This window comes from Bacteroides eggerthii (assembly GCF_025146565.1).
GTDB lineage: Bacteria > Bacteroidota > Bacteroidia > Bacteroidales > Bacteroidaceae > Bacteroides > Bacteroides eggerthii.
In genome coordinates this window covers 2,882,846-2,905,241 of sequence record NZ_CP102258.1, presented here as the reverse complement: position 1 = coordinate 2,905,241, position 22,396 = coordinate 2,882,846, and the positions used below count along the sequence as shown (strand labels likewise).

Sequence of the window (22,396 nt, the reverse complement as noted above, 5' to 3'; positions counted from 1 at the left end):
ATTAGTAATGATTACTTCTTTTCATTTTCGATAGCTGCTTTTACAAAAGCTACAAACAATGGATGCGGGTGCAATACCGTACTGCTGTATTCCGGATGGAATTGAGTGCCGACATACCATTTCAACGTAGGAATTTCTACGATTTCAACTAAATCGGACTCCGGATTGACACCTGTACATTTCATACCGGCTGCTTCATATTCGGCTTTGTAGGCATTGTTAAATTCGTATCGGTGGCGATGACGCTCCTGAATATGTTCTGTACCATAAGCTTCAAATGCTTTGCTGCCTTCTTGCAATACACACTCGTATGCACCTAAACGCATTGTACCACCCATATTGGTAATGGACTTTTGCTCCTCCATGATATCAATGACGTTATGAAGCGTCTTTTCATCCATTTCGCGTGAATTAGCGTCTGTGTATCCCAAAACATTGCGTGCGAATTCAATAGCTATGCACTGCATACCCAAACAGATTCCGAATGTGGGAATATCGTGCGTACGTGCATATTTGATGGCTACAAACTTGCCCGCGATTCCACGCTCGCCAAAGCCCGGTCCGATGAGAACACCTGACATGCCTTTCAATGCTTCAGCCACATTCTCATCTGTCAGTTTTTCGCTGTTTACAAAATCTACCGATACCTTACGGTCATTATAGGTTCCCGCTTGTGAAAGAGCTTCGCGGATAGATTTGTATGCATCCTGCAAATCGTATTTACCCACTAAAGCAATGTGTACCGGTTCTGTTGCTTCTGCTTTATGACGGCGTTCAAGGAAAGCACGCCAAGGTCCTAAGCCCGGAGTGTCGCCAACAGGAAGTCCCATTTTCTTCAAAATGGTTTCGTCTAGTCCTTGGGCTTGCATCAAAATAGGCACTTCATATATAGTCGGTGCATCAATGCTCTGTACAACTGCATTCTCATCAACATTACAGAAAAGAGCTACTTTCTTACGTAAATTGGAGCTCAACTCATGTTCTGTGCGGAGTACAAGCACATCAGGCTGAATTCCTGCACTTTGCAGTTCTTTTACAGAGTGTTGAGTAGGTTTTGTTTTCAGCTCACCTGCTGCAGCAAGGTAAGGTACATATGTAAGGTGTACGCATAACGCGTCTTTACCTAATTCCCATTTCAATTGGCGGATACTTTCCAAATACGGAAGTGACTCGATATCACCTACCGTTCCTCCGATTTCGGTAATGACGAAATCAAATTTATATTTGTTGCCTAATAATTTTACATTACGCTTGATTTCATCTGTTATATGAGGGATAACCTGAATCGTTTTTCCCAAATAATCGCCACGACGTTCCTTATCAATGACACTCTTATAAATGCGTCCGGTTGTAATGTTATTAGCTTTGGTAGTCTGGATACCCAGAAAGCGTTCATAGTGTCCCAAATCAAGATCTGCTTCGTGACCGTCTACCGTTACATAACATTCTCCATGCTCATAAGGGTTCAGTGTACCCGGATCAATATTGATGTACGGGTCGAACTTTTGAATTGTTACTTTATAACCTCTTGCTTGCAATAACTTACCGATGGATGATGAAATAATACCTTTGCCTAATGAAGAGGCAACACCACCGGTGACAAAAATATACTTTGTTTCTCCCACAGCTATACTGTTTTAAATGTTTTCTCTAAAAATTAAAGCGCAAAATTATGAAAAAAAAGAGGAAGTACATAACAGTTTTGTGAAAACAATTATAAAAAGTGGAATATGCATGCATAATAAGGTTCTGATAAACTTTCACTTCTCTCTTTTTGTAATCTGAACATTTTGGTTTAATTTTGCGTTCAAATATAGATTTTAAGAATATATGAGGAATAGACGTATTTTAATAGGATTAGTTGCCGTACTATTTTCATTTCCGGTGATAGCACAGGATTCTTTAACTTCTGTAAAAGATATAAAGAAGCAGGCTAGAACAGAAAGTGCGGATACATTGTCGGGCATTTGGAGTCAAAACTGGATATTGAAACTGAAACCGCATAATGGAGGATATCAGTTGGATACAGTCTCTGTGTTGTATGAAAAGTATTTTGGTGTGCTGAATTATTTGAATGATCCGGCTACTCCTGAACGTTATATTGCATATAATCCGGACTACTATCGCTTGTTTGTTCCTACTACTTATTACTATGCTCCAATGGAGCGTTTGTCGCAGGTTAACTGGACTTTTCAAAAACAGGATACAGTACCCGCTATGACGAAAGAACTTCTGCCGTTTGATACATTGAGCTTTTTATCGAAAGAGAATGCGAACAGAGTTGTGGATCGCGTGATGATGAACACATATGTTAATCGTCCGGATTTAGTGGAAATGACTGAAAAGGAAATAAAAAAAACAAAGGTATTTAAGGACAATATTGAAAAGGAAGTCTCTTCCAAACCTTCCGTTGCCAAACTTTTTGCCCAAGAGAAAATAATTGGAGTGAAAGAAGATGCGGAAGTTGTGATACAGAAACCCAACTGGTGGGTAACCGGTGGAAACGGTTCATTACAAATTACGCAAAACTATATCTCTGACAATTGGTATAAAGGTGGTGAAAGTACTAATGCTTTGCTTGCCAATCTACAATTGTTTGCCAATTATAATGATAAGGAAAAAGTACAATGGGAGAATTTATTGGATGCTAAATTAGGTTTTAGTTCTGCTCCTTCCGATGAATTTCATGATTATTTGGTAAGCACCGACCAACTTCGAATTTATAGTAAAATAGGTATTCAGGCCGCATCCAAATGGTACTATACCATAACAACAGAGTTTAAAACTCAATTTTGTCATGGTTATAAAGCTAATAGTGAGGAGTTGGTTTCTGCATTCTTCGCTCCGGCGGACTGGGCATCCAGTATTGGTATGGACTACAAATTGAAAAAAAAGAAATTTAATTTATCGGTTTTTATAGCTCCATTGACTTATATGATGCGTTACGTAGGCAACAAAGAAGTTGATGAAGTGAAGTTCGGTTTGGACGAAGGTAAGTGCGTTAAGCATAATTTCGGTTCTCAGGTGCAACCTACGATTTCATGGACTATCATACCTTCTATCGTCTTAGATTCACGTTTGGATTTTCAGACCAGCTATGAATGGACGCGTGTCGAATGGGAAAACACTGTAAATTTTGTACTGAACCGCTATCTTTCCACTAAGCTCTATGTACATGCTCGTTTTGACGACAGTGCCAAACCGACCGAAGGGGATAGCTATTTTCAATTAAAAGAATTGTTGAGTTTTGGTATTAATTACAAATGGTAACCATATACATTGTTAATGGCCAAGAGGGGCGCTCCGTTGGATGACAGCGGAGCGCTTTTTTGTGTTTTTAGTAGAAAAAATAAAGAAAAATCACTAAAAACGGGAAAAAGAATGTTTGCGTACACAGAAAAAACAATCTAATCCCTTGCAGTTCGCAAATAATGCGTAAATTTGCCGCGATTTGTAATGCACACTTTGCAAAATGGCGAATACTATAAAACATCAGGGTATTGTGGAAAACATAAGCGGTTCTCATCTTCAAGTGAGAATTGTTCAGACATCAGCATGTGCTTCATGCAGTATCAAGGGACATTGCAGTTCGTCCGATACAAAAGAGAAAATCATTGACGTTACCAATGACGGCACATTTTCTTATCAGCCTGGCGACCACGTGTGGGTAATCGGTGAGCTGTCAATGGGGGCAATGGCAGTGCTGTTGGCTTTCATTTTTCCTTTTTTGCTCTTAGTCTTTTCTCTCTTTGTCTTGATGGCTGTATGGAATGATGAATTGAGTTCCGCACTCTGTTCATTAGCTCTTCTTATACCTTATTATTATGTACTGTGGCTGAATAAATCGCAATTGAGGAAGAAGTTCTCTTTTTCGGTCAAACCAATGAACTAACTAATACATAAAACAAATAATTAATAAACAACTAATTTATGAATGTAATTCTGATTGCAGTAATTTCATTAGGAGCTATAGCGTTGGTATCAGCCGCTATTCTTTATGTTGCTTCTAAGAAATTTGCTGTGTATGAAGATCCGCGAATTGCACAAGTGGCAGCTGTGCTGCCTCAAGCAAACTGCGGTGGATGTGGTTACCCGGGATGTAGTGGCTTTGCAGACGCTTGTGTCAAAGCAGGTTCACTCGAAGGTAAGCTTTGTCCGGTAGGGGGACAACCCGTTATGACGAAGGTTGCTGAAATTTTGGGATTGGATGCTGCTACTGCCGAACCTATGGTTGCAGTGGTGAGATGTAACGGAACATGTGCCAACCGTCCTCGCGTCAATCAATATGACGGTGCAAAGAGTTGTGCTATTGCAGCTTCTCTTTACGGTGGTGAAACGGGATGTAGTTTTGGTTGTCTGGGTTGTGGAGACTGTGTAACCGCTTGTCAGTTTGACGCTATCCATATGAACCCGGAAACAGGACTTCCTGAAGTAGATGAGTCTAAATGTACTGCTTGTGGTGCATGCGCCAAGGCTTGTCCGAGAAACATCATTGAAATTCGTCCTCAAGGTAAGAAATCCCGTCGTGTGTACGTGCAATGCGTAAACAAGGATAAGGGTGCCGTAGCACGTAAGGCTTGTACCGTAGCTTGCATCGGTTGTGGTAAGTGTGTGAAAGTATGTCCTTTCGAAGCGATTACACTGGAAAATAATTTGGCGTATATTGATCCAAATAAGTGTAAATCTTGTCGTAAGTGTGAGGAAGTTTGTCCGCAAGGTACAATTATCGCACTCAACTTCCCTCCACGTAAACCCAAAACAGAAGGAGAAGCTCCGAAAGCAGAGGCATAATATTAAAAGTAATTAAACGACTAAAATACAGAATTGTATGTTGAAGACATTTTCAATCGGTGGAGTTCATCCACACGAAAATAAACTTTCAGCACATCAGCCTATCGTACAGGCGGAGATTCCGGCAAAAGCTGTTATCTTGCTGGGGCAGCACATTGGAGCTCCTGCTAAGCCTATCGTAGCCAAGGGTGATGTTGTGAAAGTAGGTACAAAGATTGCCGAACCCGGTGGCTTCGTATCGGCTGCTATTCATTCGTCTGTCAGCGGCAAGGTCGCTAAAATTGACACTGTTGTAGATGCCAGCGGATACGCAAAGCCTGCCATTTTCATTGATGTAGAAGGAGATGAATGGGAAGAAAGTATTGACCGTACCGAGACATTGGTGAAAGAATGTAATCTGACAGCCGAGGAGATTGTGAAGAAAATTGCGGATGCAGGTATCGTAGGGTTGGGAGGCGCTTGTTTCCCTACACAGGTTAAGTTGTGTCCGCCGCCTGCATTTAAGGCAGAATGTGTGATTATTAATGCAGTGGAGTGTGAACCTTATTTGACTGCCGATCATCAATTGATGTTGGAGCATGCCGAAGAAATAATGGTAGGTGTCTCCATATTGATGAAAGCTGTAAAAGTGAATAAGGCATTTATCGGTATTGAGAATAATAAGCCTGATGCTATTCAGTTAATGACGAAAGTGGCTTCCGGTTATGCAGGCATCGAGGTTGTTCCTTTGAAAGTCCAATACCCGCAAGGTGGCGAAAAGCAACTGATTGATGCTGTCATCAATCGTCAGGTTGCTGCCGGTGCATTGCCTATCTCTACCGGTGCAGTTGTTCAGAACGTTGGTACTGCATTTGCCGTATATCAGGCTGTACAGAAGAATAAACCTTTGTTTGAGCGTGTCATTACCGTAACTGGTAAGTCTTTATCTCACCCCTCCAACTTCTTGGCTCGTATCGGTACGCCGATGAAACAATTGATTGATGCTTGTGGCGGTCTGCCTGAAGATACGGGGAAGATTATCGGCGGTGGTCCGATGATGGGTAAAGCTTTGATAAATACAGATGTGCCGACAGCTAAGGGTAGTTCCGGTATTCTGATTATGAACGATAAAGAGGCTAAACGCGGTGAGGTACAACCATGTATCCGTTGTGCTAAATGTGTAGCTGCTTGTCCGATGGGACTGGAACCCTATTTGCTTGCTACTGTATCGGCTCATGGAGACTTTGAAAGAGTAGAGAAAGAAGATATCATGTCATGTATCGAGTGTGGCTCATGCCAGTTCACTTGTCCTTCTAACCGTCCGATGCTGGATTACATCCGTTTGGGTAAAGGTAAAGTGGGAGCGATGATACGTGCACGTCAAGTAAAAAAATGAAAGATTTAATTTAATATAATCTTATGAATAAATTAATCGTATCCCTTTCGCCCCACGTTCATGGCGGTGACAGCGTAAAGAAGAATATGTATGGCGTGCTTATAGCATTGATCCCTGCATTTCTTGTGTCGCTTTACTTTTTCGGACTGGGTGCGCTGATTGTTACGGCTACATCCGTAGCAGCCTGCTTGTTCTTTGAATGGGCTATCGGCAAGTTCCTGATGAAAAAAGAAACTACAACTATCTGTGATGGTTCTGCCATTATCACAGGTGTGTTGCTAGCATTTAACTTACCTTCCAACCTTCCTATCTGGATTATCATTTTGGGCGCTTTGTTTGCTATCGGTGTAGGCAAGATGTCTTTTGGTGGCTTAGGTTGTAATCCTTTTAACCCGGCATTGGCAGGACGTGTATTCCTGTTGCTTTCTTTTCCTGTACAGATGACAACATGGCCGGCTGTCGGACAGTTGACTGCATATACGGATGCTACTACGGCCGCCACACCGCTGGCTATTATGAAAGGCGTTATAAACGGTGCTCCCGGAATGTCTTTAAGTGATCTTCCTGCATCTTTCGATTTGCTGATTGGTAACAATGGCGGTTGTTTGGGTGAAGTCAGTGCGTTGGCTTTGTTGTTGGGACTGGCCTATATGTTATGGAAGAAAATTATTACATGGCATATTCCTGTTGCTATCTTGGGTACAGTATTTGTTTTTTCCGGTATCATGTATTTGGTTAATCCGGAAATTTATGTGTCTCCGGTAGTACAATTGCTGTCGGGCGGTTTGATGCTGGGTGCTGTTTTTATGGCCACAGATTATGTTACTTCTCCGATGAGCCATAAAGGAATGTTGATTTACGGTGTTTGCATCGGTCTGCTGACAGTCGTTATTCGTCTGTTCGGCGCATATCCTGAAGGTATGTCGTTCGCTATTCTGATTATGAATGCGTTCACTCCGCTGATTAACACATATGTTAAACCTAAACGCTTTGGGGAGGTAGCGAAGAAGAAATGAAAAAGTTAGAATCATCCTTAAAGAATATGTTGCTGGTACTTACGGGAGTTACTGCTATTTCCGTAGCACTGCTGGCTTATGTAAACGAACTGACAAAGGAGCCTATTGCGCAAGCTAATGCTAAAACGCTGAGCGATGCAGTAAGTGCAGTCGTTCCGGGTTTTGACAATGATCCGATTGCAGACAAGAAAATTCAAGAGGTGAACGGTGTTGAATACTCTGTATATCCGGCTACCAAAGAAGGCAAATTCATTGGTGCGGCTGTCGAGGCGACTTCTATGGGCTTCGGTGGTGAGCTGAAGGTATTGGTTGGTTTCGATGCAGAAGGTAAGATTATTGATTATTCTTTGTTATCACATGCAGAAACTCCGGGGTTGGGTTCCAAAGCAGCCGATTGGTTCAAGAAAGGAAATAAGGGAGATATTACAGGTATGAATCCCGGTGAAGCCTCTTTAACTGTAAGTAAAGATGGCGGTAAGGTAGATGCTATTACGGCTTCGACCATTACTTCACGTGCTTTTCTGAATGCTGTAAATGTTGCATATGCAGCATATGCCGGTCAAAATACGGCTGATGGCGCTACGGGAGCTACTATTAAAGTTGAACTCACTGATTCTGTCAGTGCTAAATAAGAAAGGAGTAGAGATATGAATAATTTTAAAGTGTTGATGAACGGGATTATTAAAGAGAATCCTACGTTTGTGCTCCTGCTTGGTATGTGTCCTACGTTAGGCACTACTTCGTCTGCTATCAATGGTATGGGTATGGGATTGGCTACAATGTTCGTGCTCATTTGTTCTAATGTAGTAATTTCTGCTATAAAGAACTTAATTCCGGACATGGTACGTATCCCTTCTTTCATAGTTGTAATCGCATCGTTCGTTACATTATTGCAGATGGTGATGCAGGCTTATGTTCCTGCTCTTTATGCAACATTAGGTTTGTTCATTCCGCTGATTGTAGTAAACTGTATTGTATTGGGGCGTGCCGAAGCGTTTGCTGCTAAGAATAATCCGATGGCATCGTTTTTTGACGGTCTGGGCATGGGATTAGGTTTTACTATTGCATTGACTTTATTAGGTGCTGTTCGCGAGTTCTTGGGTACAGGCAAGATTTTCAACCTTACTATTCTTCCCGAAGAATACGGTATGTTGGTCTTTGTCCTTGCTCCGGGTGCATTCATTGCTTTGGGATACCTCATTGCATTGGTCAACAGTTTCAAGAAAGCATAACTTGTAATTCATAAATTGATATTATGGAATATATATTGATATTTATCTCGGCAATCTTTGTTAATAACATTGTGTTGTCGCAATTCTTGGGTATTTGTCCGTTTTTGGGAGTATCCAAGAAAGTGGAGACTGCGTTGGGAATGTCGGCAGCAGTGGCATTCGTGCTTACTATTGCAACAATTGTGACGTTCCTCATCCAGAAGTATGTGCTTGATGCTTTCAATTTAGGTTATTTGCAAACTATCACTTTCATTCTTGTGATTGCCGCATTGGTACAGATGGTAGAGATTATCTTAAAGAAAGTATCTCCTTCTTTATATCAGGCATTGGGCGTGTTTTTGCCTCTGATCACGACAAACTGTTGTATTCTTGGTGTGGCTATTCTCGTTATCCAGAAAGATTATGATTTGCTGACAGGCGTGGTTTATGCATTCTCTACTGCTATTGGTTTTGGTCTGGCATTGACACTCTTTGCGGGATTACGCGAACAGATGAGTCTGGTGAATGTACCGAAAGGTATGCAAGGAACTCCGATAGCCCTGATTACTGCCGGTTTGCTGGCTATGGCATTTATGGGCTTCTCCGGTGTAGTTAAGATATAAGGTAGGCTTAATCAGTTAAGATAAAGCGAAGAAGCTATTCTCTTTATAAAATGAGAGAGTGGTTTCTCCGCTTTTTTTATTGTTGGAGTTATCGAACACAGTCGGAATAGAGTAATGTTTGGTTCATTTTTTTTGTCTATCTGTATATATTCTGAATTTATTTCCTTACATTTGTAGCCTAATGATAACCTAAAAGCTAAATTATCTATTTTAATATGAAAGAAAAAATCTTGGTTACAGGTGGAACCGGCTATATTGGTTCTCATACTGTTGTAGAACTTCAGAACGCAGGTTATGAAGTTATCATTATCGATAATCTATCAAACTCCAGCGCAGATGTTGTTGACAACATTGAAAAGGTATCAGGCATCCGTCCTGTTTTTGAAAAGTTGGATTGCTTGGACTACGCCGGTCTTGACGCTGTGTTTACCAAATATAAAGGCATTAAAGCGATTATTCATTTTGCAGCAAGTAAAGCTGTGGGAGAGTCTGTGGAGAAACCGTTGCTTTATTATCGCAACAACTTGGTCTCTTTGATAAACTTACTTGAGTTGATGCCGAAACATGGGGTAGAGGGAATTGTGTTTTCTTCTTCTTGTACTGTATATGGTCAGCCGGATCATCTTCCTGTAACGGAAGAGGCGCCTATCAAGAAAGCGGAATCACCTTATGGAAACACGAAGCAAATTAATGAGGAAATTGTTCGTGACACAGTTGCTTCCGGTGCTCCTATTAATGCTATCTTATTGCGTTATTTTAATCCGATCGGTGCTCATCCTACTGCATTGCTTGGTGAGTTGCCTAACGGTGTGCCACAAAATCTGATACCCTATCTCACTCAGACAGCTATTGGTATCCGCGAAAAATTGAGTGTATTTGGTGATGATTATGATACTCCTGATGGTTCTTGTATTCGTGACTTTATCAATGTTGTGGATTTGGCAAAAGCTCATGTTGTAGCTATCCGCCGCATATTGGAGAAGAAACAGAAAGAGAAGGTGGAAGTATTCAATATCGGAACGGGACGTGGACTTTCTGTATTGGAATTGATCAATGCATTTGAAAAAGCAACCGGTGTGAAGTTAAACTATCAGATTGTAGGTCGTCGTGCCGGAGACATTGAGAAAGTATGGGCTAATCCTGAACTGGCTAATAATGAATTAGGTTGGAAAGCGGAAGTAGGCATTGAAGATACTTTACTTTCTGCATGGAATTGGCAGTTGAAACTTCGTGAAAGAGGTATTCAATGACGAATAAATGAGTTTGTCTTTTTTTAACAGATAGGATATAAACAAATGCGTTCCTGCATTTGTTTATTACATGCAAATCAGCCTGAAGCTGCTTATGTGTATGTGAATATCCATAATTAGTACGTATGCCTCCCCGGCATAGACAGGTACGATTGCATAGTAGTTTTGTCGTGTTTTATTTTGTGTTTGTGTTGTGATAAGCCTTGTCGAGAGACAAGGCTTATTTTTTTATGCTAAGATGATTCTTTCCCTATTTCCATCATATTTTGGTTCATTGTGATTTTATCAGTCGAGGCAAGAATCCGGATGCAGATATGGATTGGGATGAATAATCTCTTCAATTAGGTGCATTACTAATTGTTAACCAACGTTATTATATATGGAATAGATTGTTCTTATTGTAGTATAAAACGTTCAAAATCGTATAATTTATAGAAAAAAAGCTTCTAAGGAGAACAATTAGACCTGATTTGTTTATACATTTGTGAGGTTGTTTATGTAACTATTTTGAATGAACAAATGGCTTGGCGTAAATGTTAATAGAGGAAAGTGAGATTGAATGACAGAAGACGCGACTAGGTCAGTAGGATGATGATGATACGCGACAACTAATAACTTTACTAGATAATAATTAAGAAAACAGAATATAAAAAGATTGCTTATGTCACAGATTGTTGGACATATCTCTCAGGTTATAGGACCTGTTGTAGACGTCTATTTTGAAGGTACGGAGGCAGAACTGATGCTGCCAAGCATTCACGACGCGCTGGAAATAAAAAAGAGTCATGGTAAGAGGCTGATTGTAGAGGTGCAGCAGCATATTGGTGAAAACACAGTGAGAACCGTAGCGATGGATAGTACGGACGGCTTACAGAGAGGCATGAAAGTTTATCCGCTGGGCGGACCGATTACTATGCCGATAGGAGAACAGATTAAAGGCCGTTTGATGAATGTTGTTGGTGACTCTATTGACGGAATGAAAGAGTTGGATCGTACCGGTGCTTATCCCATTCACCGCGAACCCCCTAAATTTGAAGATTTGACTACTGTACAAGAGGTGCTCTATACAGGTATCAAAGTTATCGACTTGCTGGAACCATACAGTAAAGGTGGTAAGATTGGCTTGTTCGGTGGTGCCGGTGTAGGTAAGACTGTGCTTATTCAGGAACTGATCAACAATATTGCCAAGAAACAAAACGGTTTTTCTGTATTTGCCGGGGTAGGTGAGCGTACTCGTGAAGGAAACGACTTGCTTAGGGAAATGATTGAATCCGGTGTGATTCGCTATGGTGAAGAATTTAAGAAAGGGATGGAGGAAGGTCATTGGGACCTTTCCAAGGTTGATTATAATGAGGTGGCTAAATCGCAGGTATCTTTGATATTCGGTCAGATGAATGAACCGCCGGGTGCACGTCAGTCTGTCGCACTATCCGGTTTGACGGTAGCGGAGTCTTTCCGGGATATGGGATCCGAGTCGAATGGACCGCGTGATATATTGTTCTTTATTGACAATATATTCCGTTTCACGCAGGCAGGTTCTGAAGTTTCTGCATTGTTGGGGCGTATGCCTTCTGCCGTAGGTTACCAGCCGACGTTGGCTACTGAAATGGGTGCTATGCAGGAGCGTATCACCTCCACGCGTAACGGGTCTATCACTTCCGTACAAGCAGTTTATGTACCGGCTGACGACTTGACCGACCCTGCACCTGCCACTACTTTTACACACTTGGATGCAACAACTGTATTGAGCCGTAAGATTACTGAGCTTGGTATTTATCCGGCTGTTGACCCGTTGGAATCGACTTCTCGTATTCTTGATCCGCATATTGTAGGGCAGGAGCATTATGAAGTGGCTCAACGTGTGAAGCAGATTCTTCAGCGTAATAAAGAATTGCAGGATATCATTTCTATTCTTGGTATGGAAGAACTTTCGGACGCCGACCGTACGTTGGTAAATCGTGCACGTCGTGTACAGCGCTTCCTTTCCCAACCGTTCGCTGTTGCCGAACAGTTTACCGGAGTTCCCGGTACGATGGTTTCCATAGAAGATACAGTCAGAGGCTTTAAGATGATTCTGGATGGTGAAGTGGACTACTTGCCCGAGCCGGCTTTCTTGAATGTCGGGACTATTGAAGAAGCGATAGAAAAAGGCAAGAAGCTGTTGGAACAAGCTAAGAAATAGTTTTTGTAGTAAATCTCAATAGATTAAAGAAATGAAAGGACTGCATTTGGATATTGTATCACCGGATAAGGAGATCTTTAATGGTGAAGTTGACAGTGTTACTTTGCCGGGTACGCTTGGATCGTTTACTATTCTGCCGAAACATGCGCCTATTGTATCATCGTTGAAAGCCGGTGTGCTGTCTTATGTGACAAAGGACGGAGAAGAACATGTACAGGATATTCATGGCGGTTTTGTAGAGATGAACGATAACAAAGCTTCGGTCTGTGTGGACTGAGTTTTTGATTTCCAACCTTAAATTGCATATAGACGTGAGCATTACAAAACGGAACTATTTGTGGCAAATAACGCTCTTGACTGTATTGATAGGAGGTATAGGCGGTTGGGCTTACTATTCGGTGTTCCCGCATCATTATTTCGGTGGTTACCCGTTGATACCGATATTCTTTCTGACTTTTGGCGTGTTTATGATAAACATGGTCGAAAGTTGCCGTCATCGGATGCCGGGGCGGATGTTGCAGATATATCTGTTGATGCGTGTTATGAGAATGCTCGCTTCTATCATTGTAATGCTGGTGTATTGTGTTGCAGTACGCGAAGAAGCAAAAGAGTTCCTGCTGACGTTTATTGTGAACTATCTGATATATTTGATTTATGACTCTTGGTTTTTCTTCACTTTTGAAGCCAACCGGAAGTTAAAAAAGAAAAAGAGAAAAGAAAATGAAACGATTGCGTAACATATTAACCGGAGCGTTGCTGGTGCTGGGAGCATTGTCACCTGCTGTTGTACAGGCCGACAGTATTCCCGTTACCCAAGACGGACTTGTGGCTGAGCTTGACAGCATGGCTCAACGTGACGATGTGACTCCTGCGGAACAAGAGAAGAATACGGTGGACGTAAAGGAGATTGTATTCGGACATATTGGCGATTCGTACGAATGGCACATCACTGCTTTTGGAGAAACGCAAGTCATTATTCCTTTGCCTGTAATTTTATATAGCAGTACAACAGGATGGCATGCTTTCCTGTCTTCCCGTTTGGAGGAAAACGGCGGAAGTTATGAAGGTTTTTCCATAGCTCCGGAAGGCAGTAAATATGAAGGAAAGCTGGTAGAATATGATGACGCCGGTAATGAGGTGCGCCCCTGGGATATATCTATAACAAAAGTAACATTAGCATTGCTTATCAATAGCGTATTGCTGCTCGTCATTATCCTGAGTGTAGCGCAATGGTACCGTAAGCATCCGCAAGGCAGTGCAGCGCCGGGTGGTTTCATCGGATTCATGGAAATGTTTATAATGATGGTGAATGATGATATTATAAAGAGCTGTGTGGGTCCGAAGTATCGTAAGTTTGCACCTTACCTGCTGACTGCCTTTTTCTTTATCTTCATAAATAACCTTATGGGATTGATTCCAATATTTCCGGGTGGGGCAAATGTCACCGGAAATATTGCAATCACAATGGTACTGGCTGTCTGTACATTCCTTGCCGTTAATATTTTTGGAACTAAGGCATATTGGAAAGATATTTTCTGGCCGGATGTACCCTGGTGGTTGAAGGTACCTGTGCCTATGATGCCTTTTATAGAGTTCTTCGGAATTTTCACAAAACCGTTTGCATTGATGATCCGTCTTTTTGCTAACATGTTGGCAGGGCATATGGCAATGTTGGTGCTTACTTGCCTGATATTTATATCGGCAAGTATGGGACCTGCTTTGAATGGAACGCTGACAGTGGCTTCGGTATTGTTTAACATCTTTATGAACGCGTTGGAATTACTGGTTGCCTTTATCCAAGCATACGTGTTTACTATGTTGTCGGCTGTATTTATAGGTCTGGCACAGGAGGAACATAAGGGGAAAGCGGAAGAGAAAGTAATGAAATGATAAGATAATCGAGAATATAAACATTAATAAAATAACCATTTAAAAACTGAAAGTTATGTTACTATCTGTATTATTACAAGCTGCTGCGGCAGGGGTTGGAGTTAGTAAATTAGGTGCAGCGCTCGGTGCTGGTTTAGCTGTTATTGGAGCTGGTGTGGGTATCGGTAAAATTGGAGGTTCTGCCATGGAAGCCATTGCGCGTCAGCCGGAAGCATCGGGAGATATTCGTATGAACATGATTATTGCCGCTGCCTTGATTGAAGGCGTTGCTCTGTTGGCAGTTGTTGTGTGTTTGCTGGTATTCTTCTTATAAAAGTGGGGAGAATACTTCCCTGTTTAATTTTTTAATTTATAATTTATAATTGAAATTATGTCATTGTTATTACCTGATAGTGGTCTGCTGTTCTGGATGCTTCTTTCATTCGGTGTGGTCTTTGTGGTATTGGCCAAATATGGTTTCCCTGTCATAACAAAAATGGTGGAAGGCCGTAGAACCTATATAGATCAGTCGTTGGAGGTGGCGCGTCAGGCAAACATCCAGCTCGCCAAACTGAAAGAGGAAAGTGAAGCTTTGATTGCCGCTGCAAACAAAGAGCAGGGACGCATCATGCGGGAAGCAATGCACGAGCGTGACAAGATTATCATCGAGGCACGTAAACATGCGGAAGCCGTTGCACAGAAAGAACTGGATGATGTAAAACAGCAGATTCAGCAAGAGAAGGAAGAAGCTATTCGTGATATTCGCCGCCAAGTCGCTGTACTGTCGGTAGATATTGCGGAGAAGATTATCCGTCGTAACTTGGACGAAAAGCATGAGCAGATGGAAATGATTGACCGTATGTTGGATGAAATGCTGGCGGCCAATCACTAATCGTTAATCTTTAGAAAAAATGGATATAGGAATTGTTTCGATGCGATATGCAAAAGCTCTTATGGAGTATGCAAAAAGTACGGGTACGGAAGACAGGCTGTATGCAGAAATGCGTATGTTGAGCCGGAGCTTTGAGAAACACCCGGACTTGCGTACAGCATTGGAGAATCCGGTTCTGTCGGTACAAGAGAAGTTTTCGCTCATCTGTGCCGCTACTGTGGGTGATGCCCCGGCCGAACGCGAATTGGCTCGTTTCATTATGTTGGTATTAAAAAACAGGCGTGAGTCGTTTTTGCAATATATATGCTTGAGCTTTTTGGATTTATACAGAAAAGACAGGCACATTGGTATTGCCAAACTGACAACAGCCGTACCCGTAAGCCGCGAGGTTTGGGAACGTATTCGGAATAGTGCCTCCCATTTGTTGCATGCTGAAATGGAGTTACAGACTGATGTTGATCCTTCTATTGAAGGTGGATTTGTATTCGACATTAACGATTTTCGCCTGGATGCCAGTATTGCTACTCAGCTGAAGAGAGTGAAACAACAGTTCATTGATAAGAACAGAAGAATTGTATAACAGTGATTAGTGATTGATGATTAGTGCTTAGGGAGTGCCAAAGCGTACAGCTAATCACTAAACACTGATCATTCATCGCTAAACATTAATCACTAAACATTAATTGCTAAATAAAATGTTGTCTGGAAATATAAAAGTAAGCGAAGTCTCCGATATTTTGCGCAAGCAGTTGGAAGGAATTGATACCCGCGTTCAACTGGACGAAATAGGTACAGTGCTGCAAGTCAGTGATGGCGTGGCACGTATCTACGGATTGCGCAATGCCGAAGCAAACGAGTTGCTGGAATTTGACAACGGCATCAAAGCCATCGTGATGAACCTTGAAGAAGATAACGTAGGTGCTGTGTTGTTGGGGCCTACGGATAAGATCAAAGAGGGGTTTGTGGTGAAACGTACCAAGCGCATTGCTTCCATTATGGTGGGAGAAGGTATGCTGGGGCGTGTTATTGATCCGTTGGGTGCGCCGTTGGATGGTAAAGGGTTGATAGGTGGTGAATTATGCGAAATGCCGTTGGAGCGCAAAGCCCCAGGTGTTATTTTTCGTCAGCCGGTGAACCAGCCGTTGCAGACCGGCTTGAAAGCAGTTGATGCAATGATTCCCATCGGTCGCGGACAGCGTGAGCTGATTATCGGTGACCGTCAGACCGGTAAAACAGCGATAGCTATCGACACTATCATAAACCAGCGTGCCAACTATGAAGCAGGCGATCCTGTATATTGTATTTACGTGGCTATCGGTCAGAAAGGTTCAACGGTGGCATCAATCGTGAATACATTGCGTGAATACGGTGCAATGGACTATACCATTGTTGTGGCTGCTACGGCAGGTGATCCGGCTGCATTGCAGTATTATGCTCCGTTTGCTGGCGCTGCAATCGGTGAGTATTTTCGTGACACCGGCCGCCATGCGTTGGTTGTCTATGATGACTTGTCCAAGCAGGCAGTGGCCTATCGTGAGGTCTCTTTGATTTTGCGCCGTCCTTCAGGGCGTGAGGCTTATCCGGGTGATATCTTCTACCTGCACTCCCGTTTGCTGGAGCGTGCGGCAAAGATCATCAATCAGGAAGAAGTGGCACGCGAGATGAACGATTTGCCCGAAAGTTTGAGAGGCAAGGTGAAAGGCGGAGGTTCATTGACGGCGCTTCCTATTATCGAAACGCAAGCGGGCGACGTGTCAGCCTATATCCCGACGAATGTGATTTCCATTACCGACGGACAGATATTCCTCGACACCAACCTCTTTAATCAAGGTAATCGTCCTGCCATTGATGTGGGTATCTCCGTCAGTCGTGTGGGCGGTAATGCTCAGATTAAGGCGATGAAGAAAGTGGCCGGTACATTGAAGATAGATCAGGCACAGTATCGCGAACTGGAGGCATTCACCAAATTCAGCGGCGACATGGACCCTGTAACTGCATTGACTATCGACAAGGGGCAGAAGAACACCCGTTTGCTGGTACAGCCGCAATACACTCCGATGCCTGTGGAAAAGCAGATTGCAATCCTTTATTGCGGCACGCATGGCTTGTTGAAGGATGTACCTTTGGATAAAGTAAGCGAGTTTGAACACAGCTTCCTCGAATTCCTTGAAAGAGATTATCAAATGGAAGTGCTCAATGTTTTGAAGACGGGCGTCATTGATGATAATATCTGCAGGAAAATAGAAGAGACTGCGGCAAAGACTGCTAAACAATTTATGTAGATAGCGATCGGCACAAGTCATTAATCATTAATGTACGGCTGCCAACCGCTAATCACTAATCACTAACCGCTAATCACTTAATCAGATGGCTTCACTGAAAGAGGTAAAAAATAGAATAAGCTCCGTCAAGAGTACGCGTCAGATAACTTCTGCGATGAAGATGGTAGCATCTGCCAAGCTGCATAAGGCGCAGGGGCGGATCGAGAATATGCTGCCTTATCAACGGAAGCTGAATGAGATTCTGACTAACTTCCTGAGTACGGATGCTACGATAGAGTCGCCCTATACTGATGAACGTCCGGTGGGGAGGGTGGCTATTGTGGCGTTCTCGTCCAATTCGTCATTATGCGGGGCTTTCAACTCCAACGTGGCGAAGATGCTGGAGCGCACGCTGGAAGAGTATCAACCATTGGGCCGGGAGAATATTCAGATATATCCCGTAGGCAAGAAAGTGGAGGAGGCCGTAAAAAAGCTGGGATTTGTGCCGCAGGGCAGTTATCAGGAAATGGCGGACAAACCTTCATACATGCAGGCCTATGAGCTTGCCGGGACCTTGATGAAAGAGTTTCTGGAGGGGCGGGTGGACAAGGTAGAACTGATCTACCATCATTTTAAGTCCACCGGTTCACAGATTCTGACGAGGGATGAATATCTGCCTATCAATCTGGATAAGGTGGCTGAAGAAGCAACCGAAAGCACTGCAGGAAAAAGCAGTTTCAATAATGATTATATCGTAGAGCCTTCTGCTGCCCGGTTGATAACAGAACTTCTTCCTAAAGTGTTGAGCCAGAAGATTTATACAGTTCTGTTGGATTCCAACACTTCGGAGCATGCGGCCCGGATGCTTGCCATGCAGGCGGCTACGGACAATGCCAATGAATTGATTCAGGATTTGACGAAGCAGTATAACAAGAGCCGCCAGCAAGCAATTACGAATGAATTGCTGGATATCATCGGTGGCAGTATGAAATAATTTTCTCGAAGAGAAACAGTGATAAGAGGTTATATTCCAAAAGAATATAGCCTCTTGTTGTTATATCCGGCAGTGCTTCTCCTGAAAAACAGTCGGTCAATCTGTCTTTTCCCTTGTTTATTTATACTACCTTTACCACTCATAAGAATAAACAGAAAGAATAATGGAGCAAAACTCTGAATTAGCGCTTGCATGGCAGTTCATTGAAAATACAGGCACACATCTTTTTTTGACAGGCAAAGCCGGAACCGGTAAAACTACTTTCTTGCGCAGGCTCAAACAGGAAAGCCCTAAACGGATGGTGGTTCTCGCGCCTACCGGCATAGCGGCTATCAATGCCGGTGGTGTAACAATTCATTCATTCTTTCAGATTCCCTTTGCGCCTTATGTGCCCGAAAGTTCGTTCAGTACGAATGCTACCTACCGTTTCCGTTTCGGCAAAGAGAAAATCAATATAATACGCAGCATGGACTTGCTGGTGATCGATGAGATCAGTATGGTACGTGCCGACTTGCTGGATGCGGTGGATGAGATGCTTCGCCGTTACCGCGATCACCACAAGCCGTTTGGTGGCGTGCAACTGTTGATGATCGGCGATTTGCAGCAGTTGGCTCCCATAGTGAAGGAGGAGGAGTGGCAGATGCTGAAGAAGTATTACGATACTCCTTATTTCTTCTCCAGCCTGGCTTTGAAGCAGACGGAATATTGCACTATCGAGCTTAAGACCGTATACAGGCAGAATGACGGAGTCTTTTTGGATTTGTTGAACCGTATTCGTGAAAACCATTGCGATTCGCAAGTGCTGGAAGCGTTGAACCGTCGTTGTCTTCCCGATTTTCAACCCCGCAAAGAAGAGGGTTATATCCGTCTGGTGACCCATAACTATCAGGCGCAACGCATCAACAATTACGAGTTGGAACAGCTTCCGGGACGTTCCTATGCCTTTCGTGCCACGATAGACGGGAAGTTTCCCGAATATTCATATCCTACGGATGAGGTTCTTGAACTGAAAAAAGGTGCTCAGGTGATGTTTGTGAAGAACGATTCGTCCGGCGAGCATCGCTACTATAATGGCATGATTGGTAAAGTGACCGCAGTATCCGCAAGTAGCATTGAGGTGCGTGCCAAGGATAGCGGCGAGGACTTCCTGCTGCAGGAAGAGGAATGGGCAAATGCCAAGTATGTATTGGATGAGGAAAGCAAGGAGATCGTAGAAGATATAGAAGGCACTTTCCGGCAATTCCCCTTGAAGCTGGCATGGGCCATTACCATTCATAAGAGTCAGGGACTCACGTTTGAACGCGCCATTATCGATGCCAGTTCATCCTTTGCGCATGGGCAGACGTATGTGGCGTTGAGCCGTTGCAAGACGTTGGAGGGGCTGGTGCTTAGTGCGCCGCTCTCCGCAAGAGCCGTCATCAGCGATCGGGAGGTAGACCGGTTTACGGAGACAGCCCGCAGGAACGAACCGGACGAGCAACGTTTCCATTCATTGCAACGGGTTTATTTCCACGAGCTCCTGACGGGATTGTTCGATTTCCAGCCACTGGAACAGGTATTGCAACATTATGTGCGCTTGATTGATGAACATCTCTATAAGCTCTATCCCAACCAGTTGACTGCATACAAAGAGGAAATGGAGCGTTTTCGCGAAAAGGTGATAAAAGTGGCGCAGAAGTTCGGTATGCAATACAACCGTTTGATTGACGCTGCACAGAACTATGCTACGGACAAAACATTGCAGGAGAGAATTGTAGCGGGAGCCAAATACTTTAAGAAAGAAATGGAACCGCAGTATCTTGCATTGATAGGAGATCATGTTCTTGCCACAGACAACAAGGAGCTGAAGAAACAACTGAGCAAGGCAAAAGAAGAACTGAATACTATTTTCCTGCAGAAAGACGACCTTTTGGCTTACGTCATAGAGAACGGCTTCCATACAGCCGACTTTTTAAGGCAGAAAGCGGTATTGTCTATCGGCGAACGGGTTATTTCCGGAAAAGAAGATTTGAAGCGGAGAGGTATGCTGGAGACTGTGGAGAGAAATATACAAGAACGGAAAAGGCAAGAGGCAAAGGCCGCTGCCACTCAAAAAATTTCGGATGTACTGCATCCTGAGCTCTACGACAGGCTGGTGGAATGGCGAAATTCCGAAGCGTCCCGAATGGGAGTGCCTGTCTATACGGTTATCCAGCAAAAGGCCATCCTGGGTATCAGCAATCTGCTGCCCGCAGACAAGGCGATGCTTATCCGCGTTCCCTATTTTGGGAAGAAAGGGTTGGAGAAGTACGGGGACATTATTCTGGAGATAGTGCACATGTACCGTAAGGAGAAAGGACTGGCAGAACCGGAGCTTATGCTTTAGAACGGTGTCCTGTTCCCTTGTTGCACTTCGATGCGTATGCCGAACGCACCGTTGGAAGATTTCATTTCGAATGCTCCCTTAAAGTTGTTCTTTTCCCAGGGCAATGCCGAGTGGTTGGGAACTTTCCAGCCGTCTTTGTCGTATTCGCCATAGGTGTTGATGCGCATTCCGTTTTTCAGCCTGAAACTTCCCATTTGCAGGTTTTCCGGTGACGACCAGAATCCGGACAGTCCGAAGGGGTTCATGCTGTAAACGGTGGAGTTAGTAAGCGAAAAGACATTGGAGAGCCCTTGCGAGTAGGTAGCATTTGGATTGAGACGGAACATTCTGCTGTAATCCTTGCTTGCATCCGGTATTTCCAGCGTAAATTCAGGCAGGCGGGGAGCCTCCATCTTCAACAGGCTCATATCCAACAGGAAACCGTCATAATTCTTCACCTCAGGCATAAGCGCACCTTCGGGCGGAGTGCCGTCGGGCAGGACATGGGAACGAATACTGTCACCCTGTGCTTCACTTTGGGCATACAGTGAAATGCTTCCCGCAAATAACGCGATGATAAAAAGACAAACTTGTTTCATAGCTTTGTTCAGATTATGTTTTTACACTTTGCGTGCCATACGTATCAGACAAAGATAAGCCTTTCCCATAATTTTACGAAATTTCTTTATATTATTTCTCTTTCTTTATACTATCAGTTTGTATCCTATCCCGCGTACGTTTACGATGCGTATTCGCTCGTCCAGCGCGAGTTTATGGCGCAACTTGGTTATGAAAACGTGCAGGCTGCGGGAGTTGAAAAAACTGTCGTCTCCCCAAAGATCCAGCAGAACATTCTGGGTGTTGACTACCCGGTTTCGGTTTTCGCAAAGGCGTTTCAGTATTTCCGACTCCCGGTAAGAGAGTTCCACTTCCGTAGCGGCATGTGGCGCTGCACCGGTTCCTACATACGACAAGCGTTGTGTGACGGAGTTGAATCGATAATCGCCTATTTCAAAACCGGTGGTTTCTTTGGGGGTGCTTTCTGTGAAGTTGAAAGCCTTTCCCGCCAGCGCTTTGATGCGGACAATCAGCTCTTGCATGCCGAAGGGCTTTTTCAGATAATCGTTTGCACCGAGCTCAAAGCCTTCTACAACATCGTTGATGGCGGAACGAGCCGTAAGGAAAAGCACCGGGGTATACTTATCCGTCTGGCGGATGCGGCGCACCATTTCAAAACCGTCCATGCGGGGCATCATAACGTCTGCCACAAGTACATCGGGACGCAGGTCGAAGAACAGGCGCAATCCTTCTTCGCCGTCGGTAGCGGTGTTTATAATGAAGTTTTGCCCTTCCAGCGTGTCTTTAATAATCATCGCAAGGGTTTCTTCATCCTCAACTAATAGAACTTTTATTTTATCCATACTCTTTATTTCTTCTGCCTGACAGGCTTATTACTATTGCTCCTAAGGAGAAAACCGGTTTCACCTTTGACGCTATCAGTTTCAAAGGTGGAAACTCGCAGTTCTAACGGTTGAAACTCGCAGTTTCAACAAGGAAAACTGTCAGTATCCTTTAGTGCAACTGTTGG

22 protein-coding genes are annotated in these 22,396 nt (G+C 43.5%); 19 read left to right on the top strand and 3 right to left on the bottom strand.

The window, feature by feature from the left end; all coding sequences use genetic code 11:
- Positions 1 to 11 precede the first annotated feature (11 nt).
- Complete coding sequence (locus tag NQ546_RS12015) at positions 12 to 1,625, bottom strand: CTP synthase (RefSeq protein WP_004290871.1); 1,614 nt, start codon at positions 1,623 to 1,625, stop codon at positions 12 to 14.
- 205 nt (positions 1,626 to 1,830) lie between these two features.
- Between NQ546_RS12015 and NQ546_RS12010 the strand changes: the two genes are divergently transcribed.
- The 19 genes from NQ546_RS12010 to NQ546_RS11920 all read left to right on the top strand — a co-directional run bounded on the left by NQ546_RS12010 (position 1,831) and on the right by NQ546_RS11920 (position 20,829).
- A complete protein-coding gene (locus NQ546_RS12010) occupies positions 1,831 to 3,270 on the top strand; it encodes a DUF3078 domain-containing protein (RefSeq protein WP_004290873.1) in 1,440 nt (479 codons plus the stop codon).
- A 202-nt stretch (positions 3,271 to 3,472) separates the two neighbouring features.
- Complete coding sequence (locus tag NQ546_RS12005; RefSeq protein WP_004290875.1) at positions 3,473 to 3,892, top strand: SoxR reducing system RseC family protein; 420 nt, start codon at positions 3,473 to 3,475, stop codon at positions 3,890 to 3,892.
- Positions 3,893 to 3,930: 38 nt separating this feature from the next.
- Positions 3,931 to 4,791, top strand: a complete 861-nt coding sequence (locus NQ546_RS12000) for a Fe-S cluster domain-containing protein (protein WP_004290876.1) — start codon at positions 3,931 to 3,933, stop codon at positions 4,789 to 4,791.
- A 37-nt stretch (positions 4,792 to 4,828) separates the two neighbouring features.
- The gene (gene rsxC, locus NQ546_RS11995; protein WP_004290877.1) at positions 4,829 to 6,166 is read left to right on the top strand and encodes an electron transport complex subunit RsxC; all 1,338 of its coding nucleotides are present in this window, start codon (positions 4,829 to 4,831) and stop codon (positions 6,164 to 6,166) included.
- 23 nt (positions 6,167 to 6,189) lie between these two features.
- Positions 6,190 to 7,182, top strand: a complete 993-nt coding sequence (locus tag NQ546_RS11990) for an RnfABCDGE type electron transport complex subunit D (RefSeq protein WP_004290878.1) — start codon at positions 6,190 to 6,192, stop codon at positions 7,180 to 7,182.
- The gene (locus tag NQ546_RS11985) at positions 7,179 to 7,814 is read left to right on the top strand and encodes an RnfABCDGE type electron transport complex subunit G (protein ID WP_004290879.1); all 636 of its coding nucleotides are present in this window, start codon (positions 7,179 to 7,181) and stop codon (positions 7,812 to 7,814) included. The genes NQ546_RS11990 and NQ546_RS11985 overlap by 4 nt, the downstream gene beginning before the upstream one ends.
- A 15-nt stretch (positions 7,815 to 7,829) precedes the next feature.
- On the top strand, positions 7,830 to 8,414 hold the full coding sequence (rsxE, locus tag NQ546_RS11980) for an electron transport complex subunit RsxE (protein WP_004290880.1): 585 nt from the start codon (positions 7,830 to 7,832) through the stop codon (positions 8,412 to 8,414).
- Positions 8,415 to 8,437: 23 nt separating this feature from the next.
- Positions 8,438 to 9,016 carry an electron transport complex subunit RsxA gene (gene rsxA, locus NQ546_RS11975; RefSeq protein ID WP_004290881.1) on the top strand — a complete coding sequence of 193 codons (579 nt, stop codon included), beginning with the start codon at positions 8,438 to 8,440 and terminating at the stop codon, positions 9,014 to 9,016.
- Positions 9,017 to 9,231: 215 nt separating this feature from the next.
- On the top strand, positions 9,232 to 10,266 hold the full coding sequence (gene galE, locus NQ546_RS11970; RefSeq protein ID WP_004290882.1) for a UDP-glucose 4-epimerase GalE: 1,035 nt from the start codon (positions 9,232 to 9,234) through the stop codon (positions 10,264 to 10,266).
- A 661-nt stretch (positions 10,267 to 10,927) separates the two neighbouring features.
- Positions 10,928 to 12,448, top strand: a complete 1,521-nt coding sequence (gene atpD, locus NQ546_RS11965; RefSeq protein ID WP_004290883.1) for a F0F1 ATP synthase subunit beta — start codon at positions 10,928 to 10,930, stop codon at positions 12,446 to 12,448.
- Positions 12,449 to 12,479: 31 nt separating this feature from the next.
- Entirely contained in the window at positions 12,480 to 12,725 is a 246-nt protein-coding gene (gene atpC, locus NQ546_RS11960; RefSeq protein WP_004290884.1) for an ATP synthase F1 subunit epsilon, read from the top strand.
- A gap of 34 nt (positions 12,726 to 12,759) precedes the next feature.
- On the top strand, positions 12,760 to 13,185 hold the full coding sequence (locus NQ546_RS11955; protein WP_029429254.1) for a hypothetical protein: 426 nt from the start codon (positions 12,760 to 12,762) through the stop codon (positions 13,183 to 13,185).
- Positions 13,169 to 14,338 (top strand): F0F1 ATP synthase subunit A, encoded by a 1,170-nt coding sequence (atpB, locus tag NQ546_RS11950; RefSeq protein WP_004290886.1) that lies wholly within the window; start codon positions 13,169 to 13,171, stop codon positions 14,336 to 14,338. Before NQ546_RS11955 ends, atpB begins: the two co-directional genes overlap by 17 nt.
- Positions 14,339 to 14,393: 55 nt before the next feature.
- A complete protein-coding gene (gene atpE, locus NQ546_RS11945; protein WP_004290887.1) occupies positions 14,394 to 14,651 on the top strand; it encodes an ATP synthase F0 subunit C in 258 nt (85 codons plus the stop codon).
- Positions 14,652 to 14,708: 57 nt separating this feature from the next.
- Positions 14,709 to 15,209 (top strand): F0F1 ATP synthase subunit B, encoded by a 501-nt coding sequence (gene atpF, locus NQ546_RS11940; protein WP_004290888.1) that lies wholly within the window; start codon positions 14,709 to 14,711, stop codon positions 15,207 to 15,209.
- Between the two features lie 19 nt (positions 15,210 to 15,228).
- Positions 15,229 to 15,789 carry a F0F1 ATP synthase subunit delta gene (locus tag NQ546_RS11935; RefSeq protein ID WP_004290889.1) on the top strand — a complete coding sequence of 187 codons (561 nt, stop codon included), beginning with the start codon at positions 15,229 to 15,231 and terminating at the stop codon, positions 15,787 to 15,789.
- Positions 15,790 to 15,907: 118 nt separating this feature from the next.
- Entirely contained in the window at positions 15,908 to 17,491 is a 1,584-nt protein-coding gene (gene atpA, locus NQ546_RS11930; protein ID WP_029429253.1) for a F0F1 ATP synthase subunit alpha, read from the top strand.
- Positions 17,492 to 17,576: 85 nt separating this feature from the next.
- Complete coding sequence (locus tag NQ546_RS11925; RefSeq protein WP_004290891.1) at positions 17,577 to 18,464, top strand: F0F1 ATP synthase subunit gamma; 888 nt, start codon at positions 17,577 to 17,579, stop codon at positions 18,462 to 18,464.
- 163 nt (positions 18,465 to 18,627) lie between these two features.
- Positions 18,628 to 20,829, top strand: coding sequence for an AAA family ATPase (locus NQ546_RS11920; protein ID WP_004290892.1), 2,202 nt, complete (start codon positions 18,628 to 18,630; stop codon positions 20,827 to 20,829).
- Here the strand turns inward: NQ546_RS11920 and NQ546_RS11915 are convergent.
- Together NQ546_RS11915 and NQ546_RS11910 are read right to left on the bottom strand one after the other, a co-directional pair.
- Positions 20,826 to 21,407 (bottom strand): hypothetical protein, encoded by a 582-nt coding sequence (locus NQ546_RS11915; protein WP_004290893.1) that lies wholly within the window; start codon positions 21,405 to 21,407, stop codon positions 20,826 to 20,828. The two genes, NQ546_RS11920 and NQ546_RS11915, sit on opposite strands and share 4 nt — an antisense overlap.
- A 105-nt stretch (positions 21,408 to 21,512) precedes the next feature.
- Positions 21,513 to 22,229, bottom strand: a complete 717-nt coding sequence (locus NQ546_RS11910; RefSeq protein ID WP_004290894.1) for a response regulator transcription factor — start codon at positions 22,227 to 22,229, stop codon at positions 21,513 to 21,515.
- Between the last annotated feature and the right edge of the window lie 167 nt (positions 22,230 to 22,396).

Coding starts and splice junctions, on each gene's coding strand:
- NQ546_RS12010 (WP_004290873.1), top strand. CDS start 1,831: ATGAGGAATAGACGTATTTTAATAGGATTAGTTGCCGTACTATTTTCA.
- NQ546_RS12005 (WP_004290875.1), top strand. CDS start 3,473: ATGGCGAATACTATAAAACATCAGGGTATTGTGGAAAACATAAGCGGT.
- NQ546_RS12000 (WP_004290876.1), top strand. CDS start 3,931: ATGAATGTAATTCTGATTGCAGTAATTTCATTAGGAGCTATAGCGTTG.
- rsxC (WP_004290877.1), top strand. CDS start 4,829: ATGTTGAAGACATTTTCAATCGGTGGAGTTCATCCACACGAAAATAAA.
- NQ546_RS11990 (WP_004290878.1), top strand. CDS start 6,190: ATGAATAAATTAATCGTATCCCTTTCGCCCCACGTTCATGGCGGTGAC.
- NQ546_RS11985 (WP_004290879.1), top strand. CDS start 7,179: ATGAAAAAGTTAGAATCATCCTTAAAGAATATGTTGCTGGTACTTACG.
- rsxE (WP_004290880.1), top strand. CDS start 7,830: ATGAATAATTTTAAAGTGTTGATGAACGGGATTATTAAAGAGAATCCT.
- rsxA (WP_004290881.1), top strand. CDS start 8,438: ATGGAATATATATTGATATTTATCTCGGCAATCTTTGTTAATAACATT.
- galE (WP_004290882.1), top strand. CDS start 9,232: ATGAAAGAAAAAATCTTGGTTACAGGTGGAACCGGCTATATTGGTTCT.
- atpD (WP_004290883.1), top strand. CDS start 10,928: ATGTCACAGATTGTTGGACATATCTCTCAGGTTATAGGACCTGTTGTA.
- atpC (WP_004290884.1), top strand. CDS start 12,480: ATGAAAGGACTGCATTTGGATATTGTATCACCGGATAAGGAGATCTTT.
- atpB (WP_004290886.1), top strand. CDS start 13,169: ATGAAACGATTGCGTAACATATTAACCGGAGCGTTGCTGGTGCTGGGA.
- atpE (WP_004290887.1), top strand. CDS start 14,394: ATGTTACTATCTGTATTATTACAAGCTGCTGCGGCAGGGGTTGGAGTT.
- atpF (WP_004290888.1), top strand. CDS start 14,709: ATGTCATTGTTATTACCTGATAGTGGTCTGCTGTTCTGGATGCTTCTT.
- NQ546_RS11935 (WP_004290889.1), top strand. CDS start 15,229: ATGGATATAGGAATTGTTTCGATGCGATATGCAAAAGCTCTTATGGAG.
- NQ546_RS11925 (WP_004290891.1), top strand. CDS start 17,577: ATGGCTTCACTGAAAGAGGTAAAAAATAGAATAAGCTCCGTCAAGAGT.
- NQ546_RS11920 (WP_004290892.1), top strand. CDS start 18,628: ATGGAGCAAAACTCTGAATTAGCGCTTGCATGGCAGTTCATTGAAAAT.
- NQ546_RS11915 (WP_004290893.1), bottom strand. CDS start 21,407: ATGAAACAAGTTTGTCTTTTTATCATCGCGTTATTTGCGGGAAGCATT.
- NQ546_RS11910 (WP_004290894.1), bottom strand. CDS start 22,229: ATGGATAAAATAAAAGTTCTATTAGTTGAGGATGAAGAAACCCTTGCG.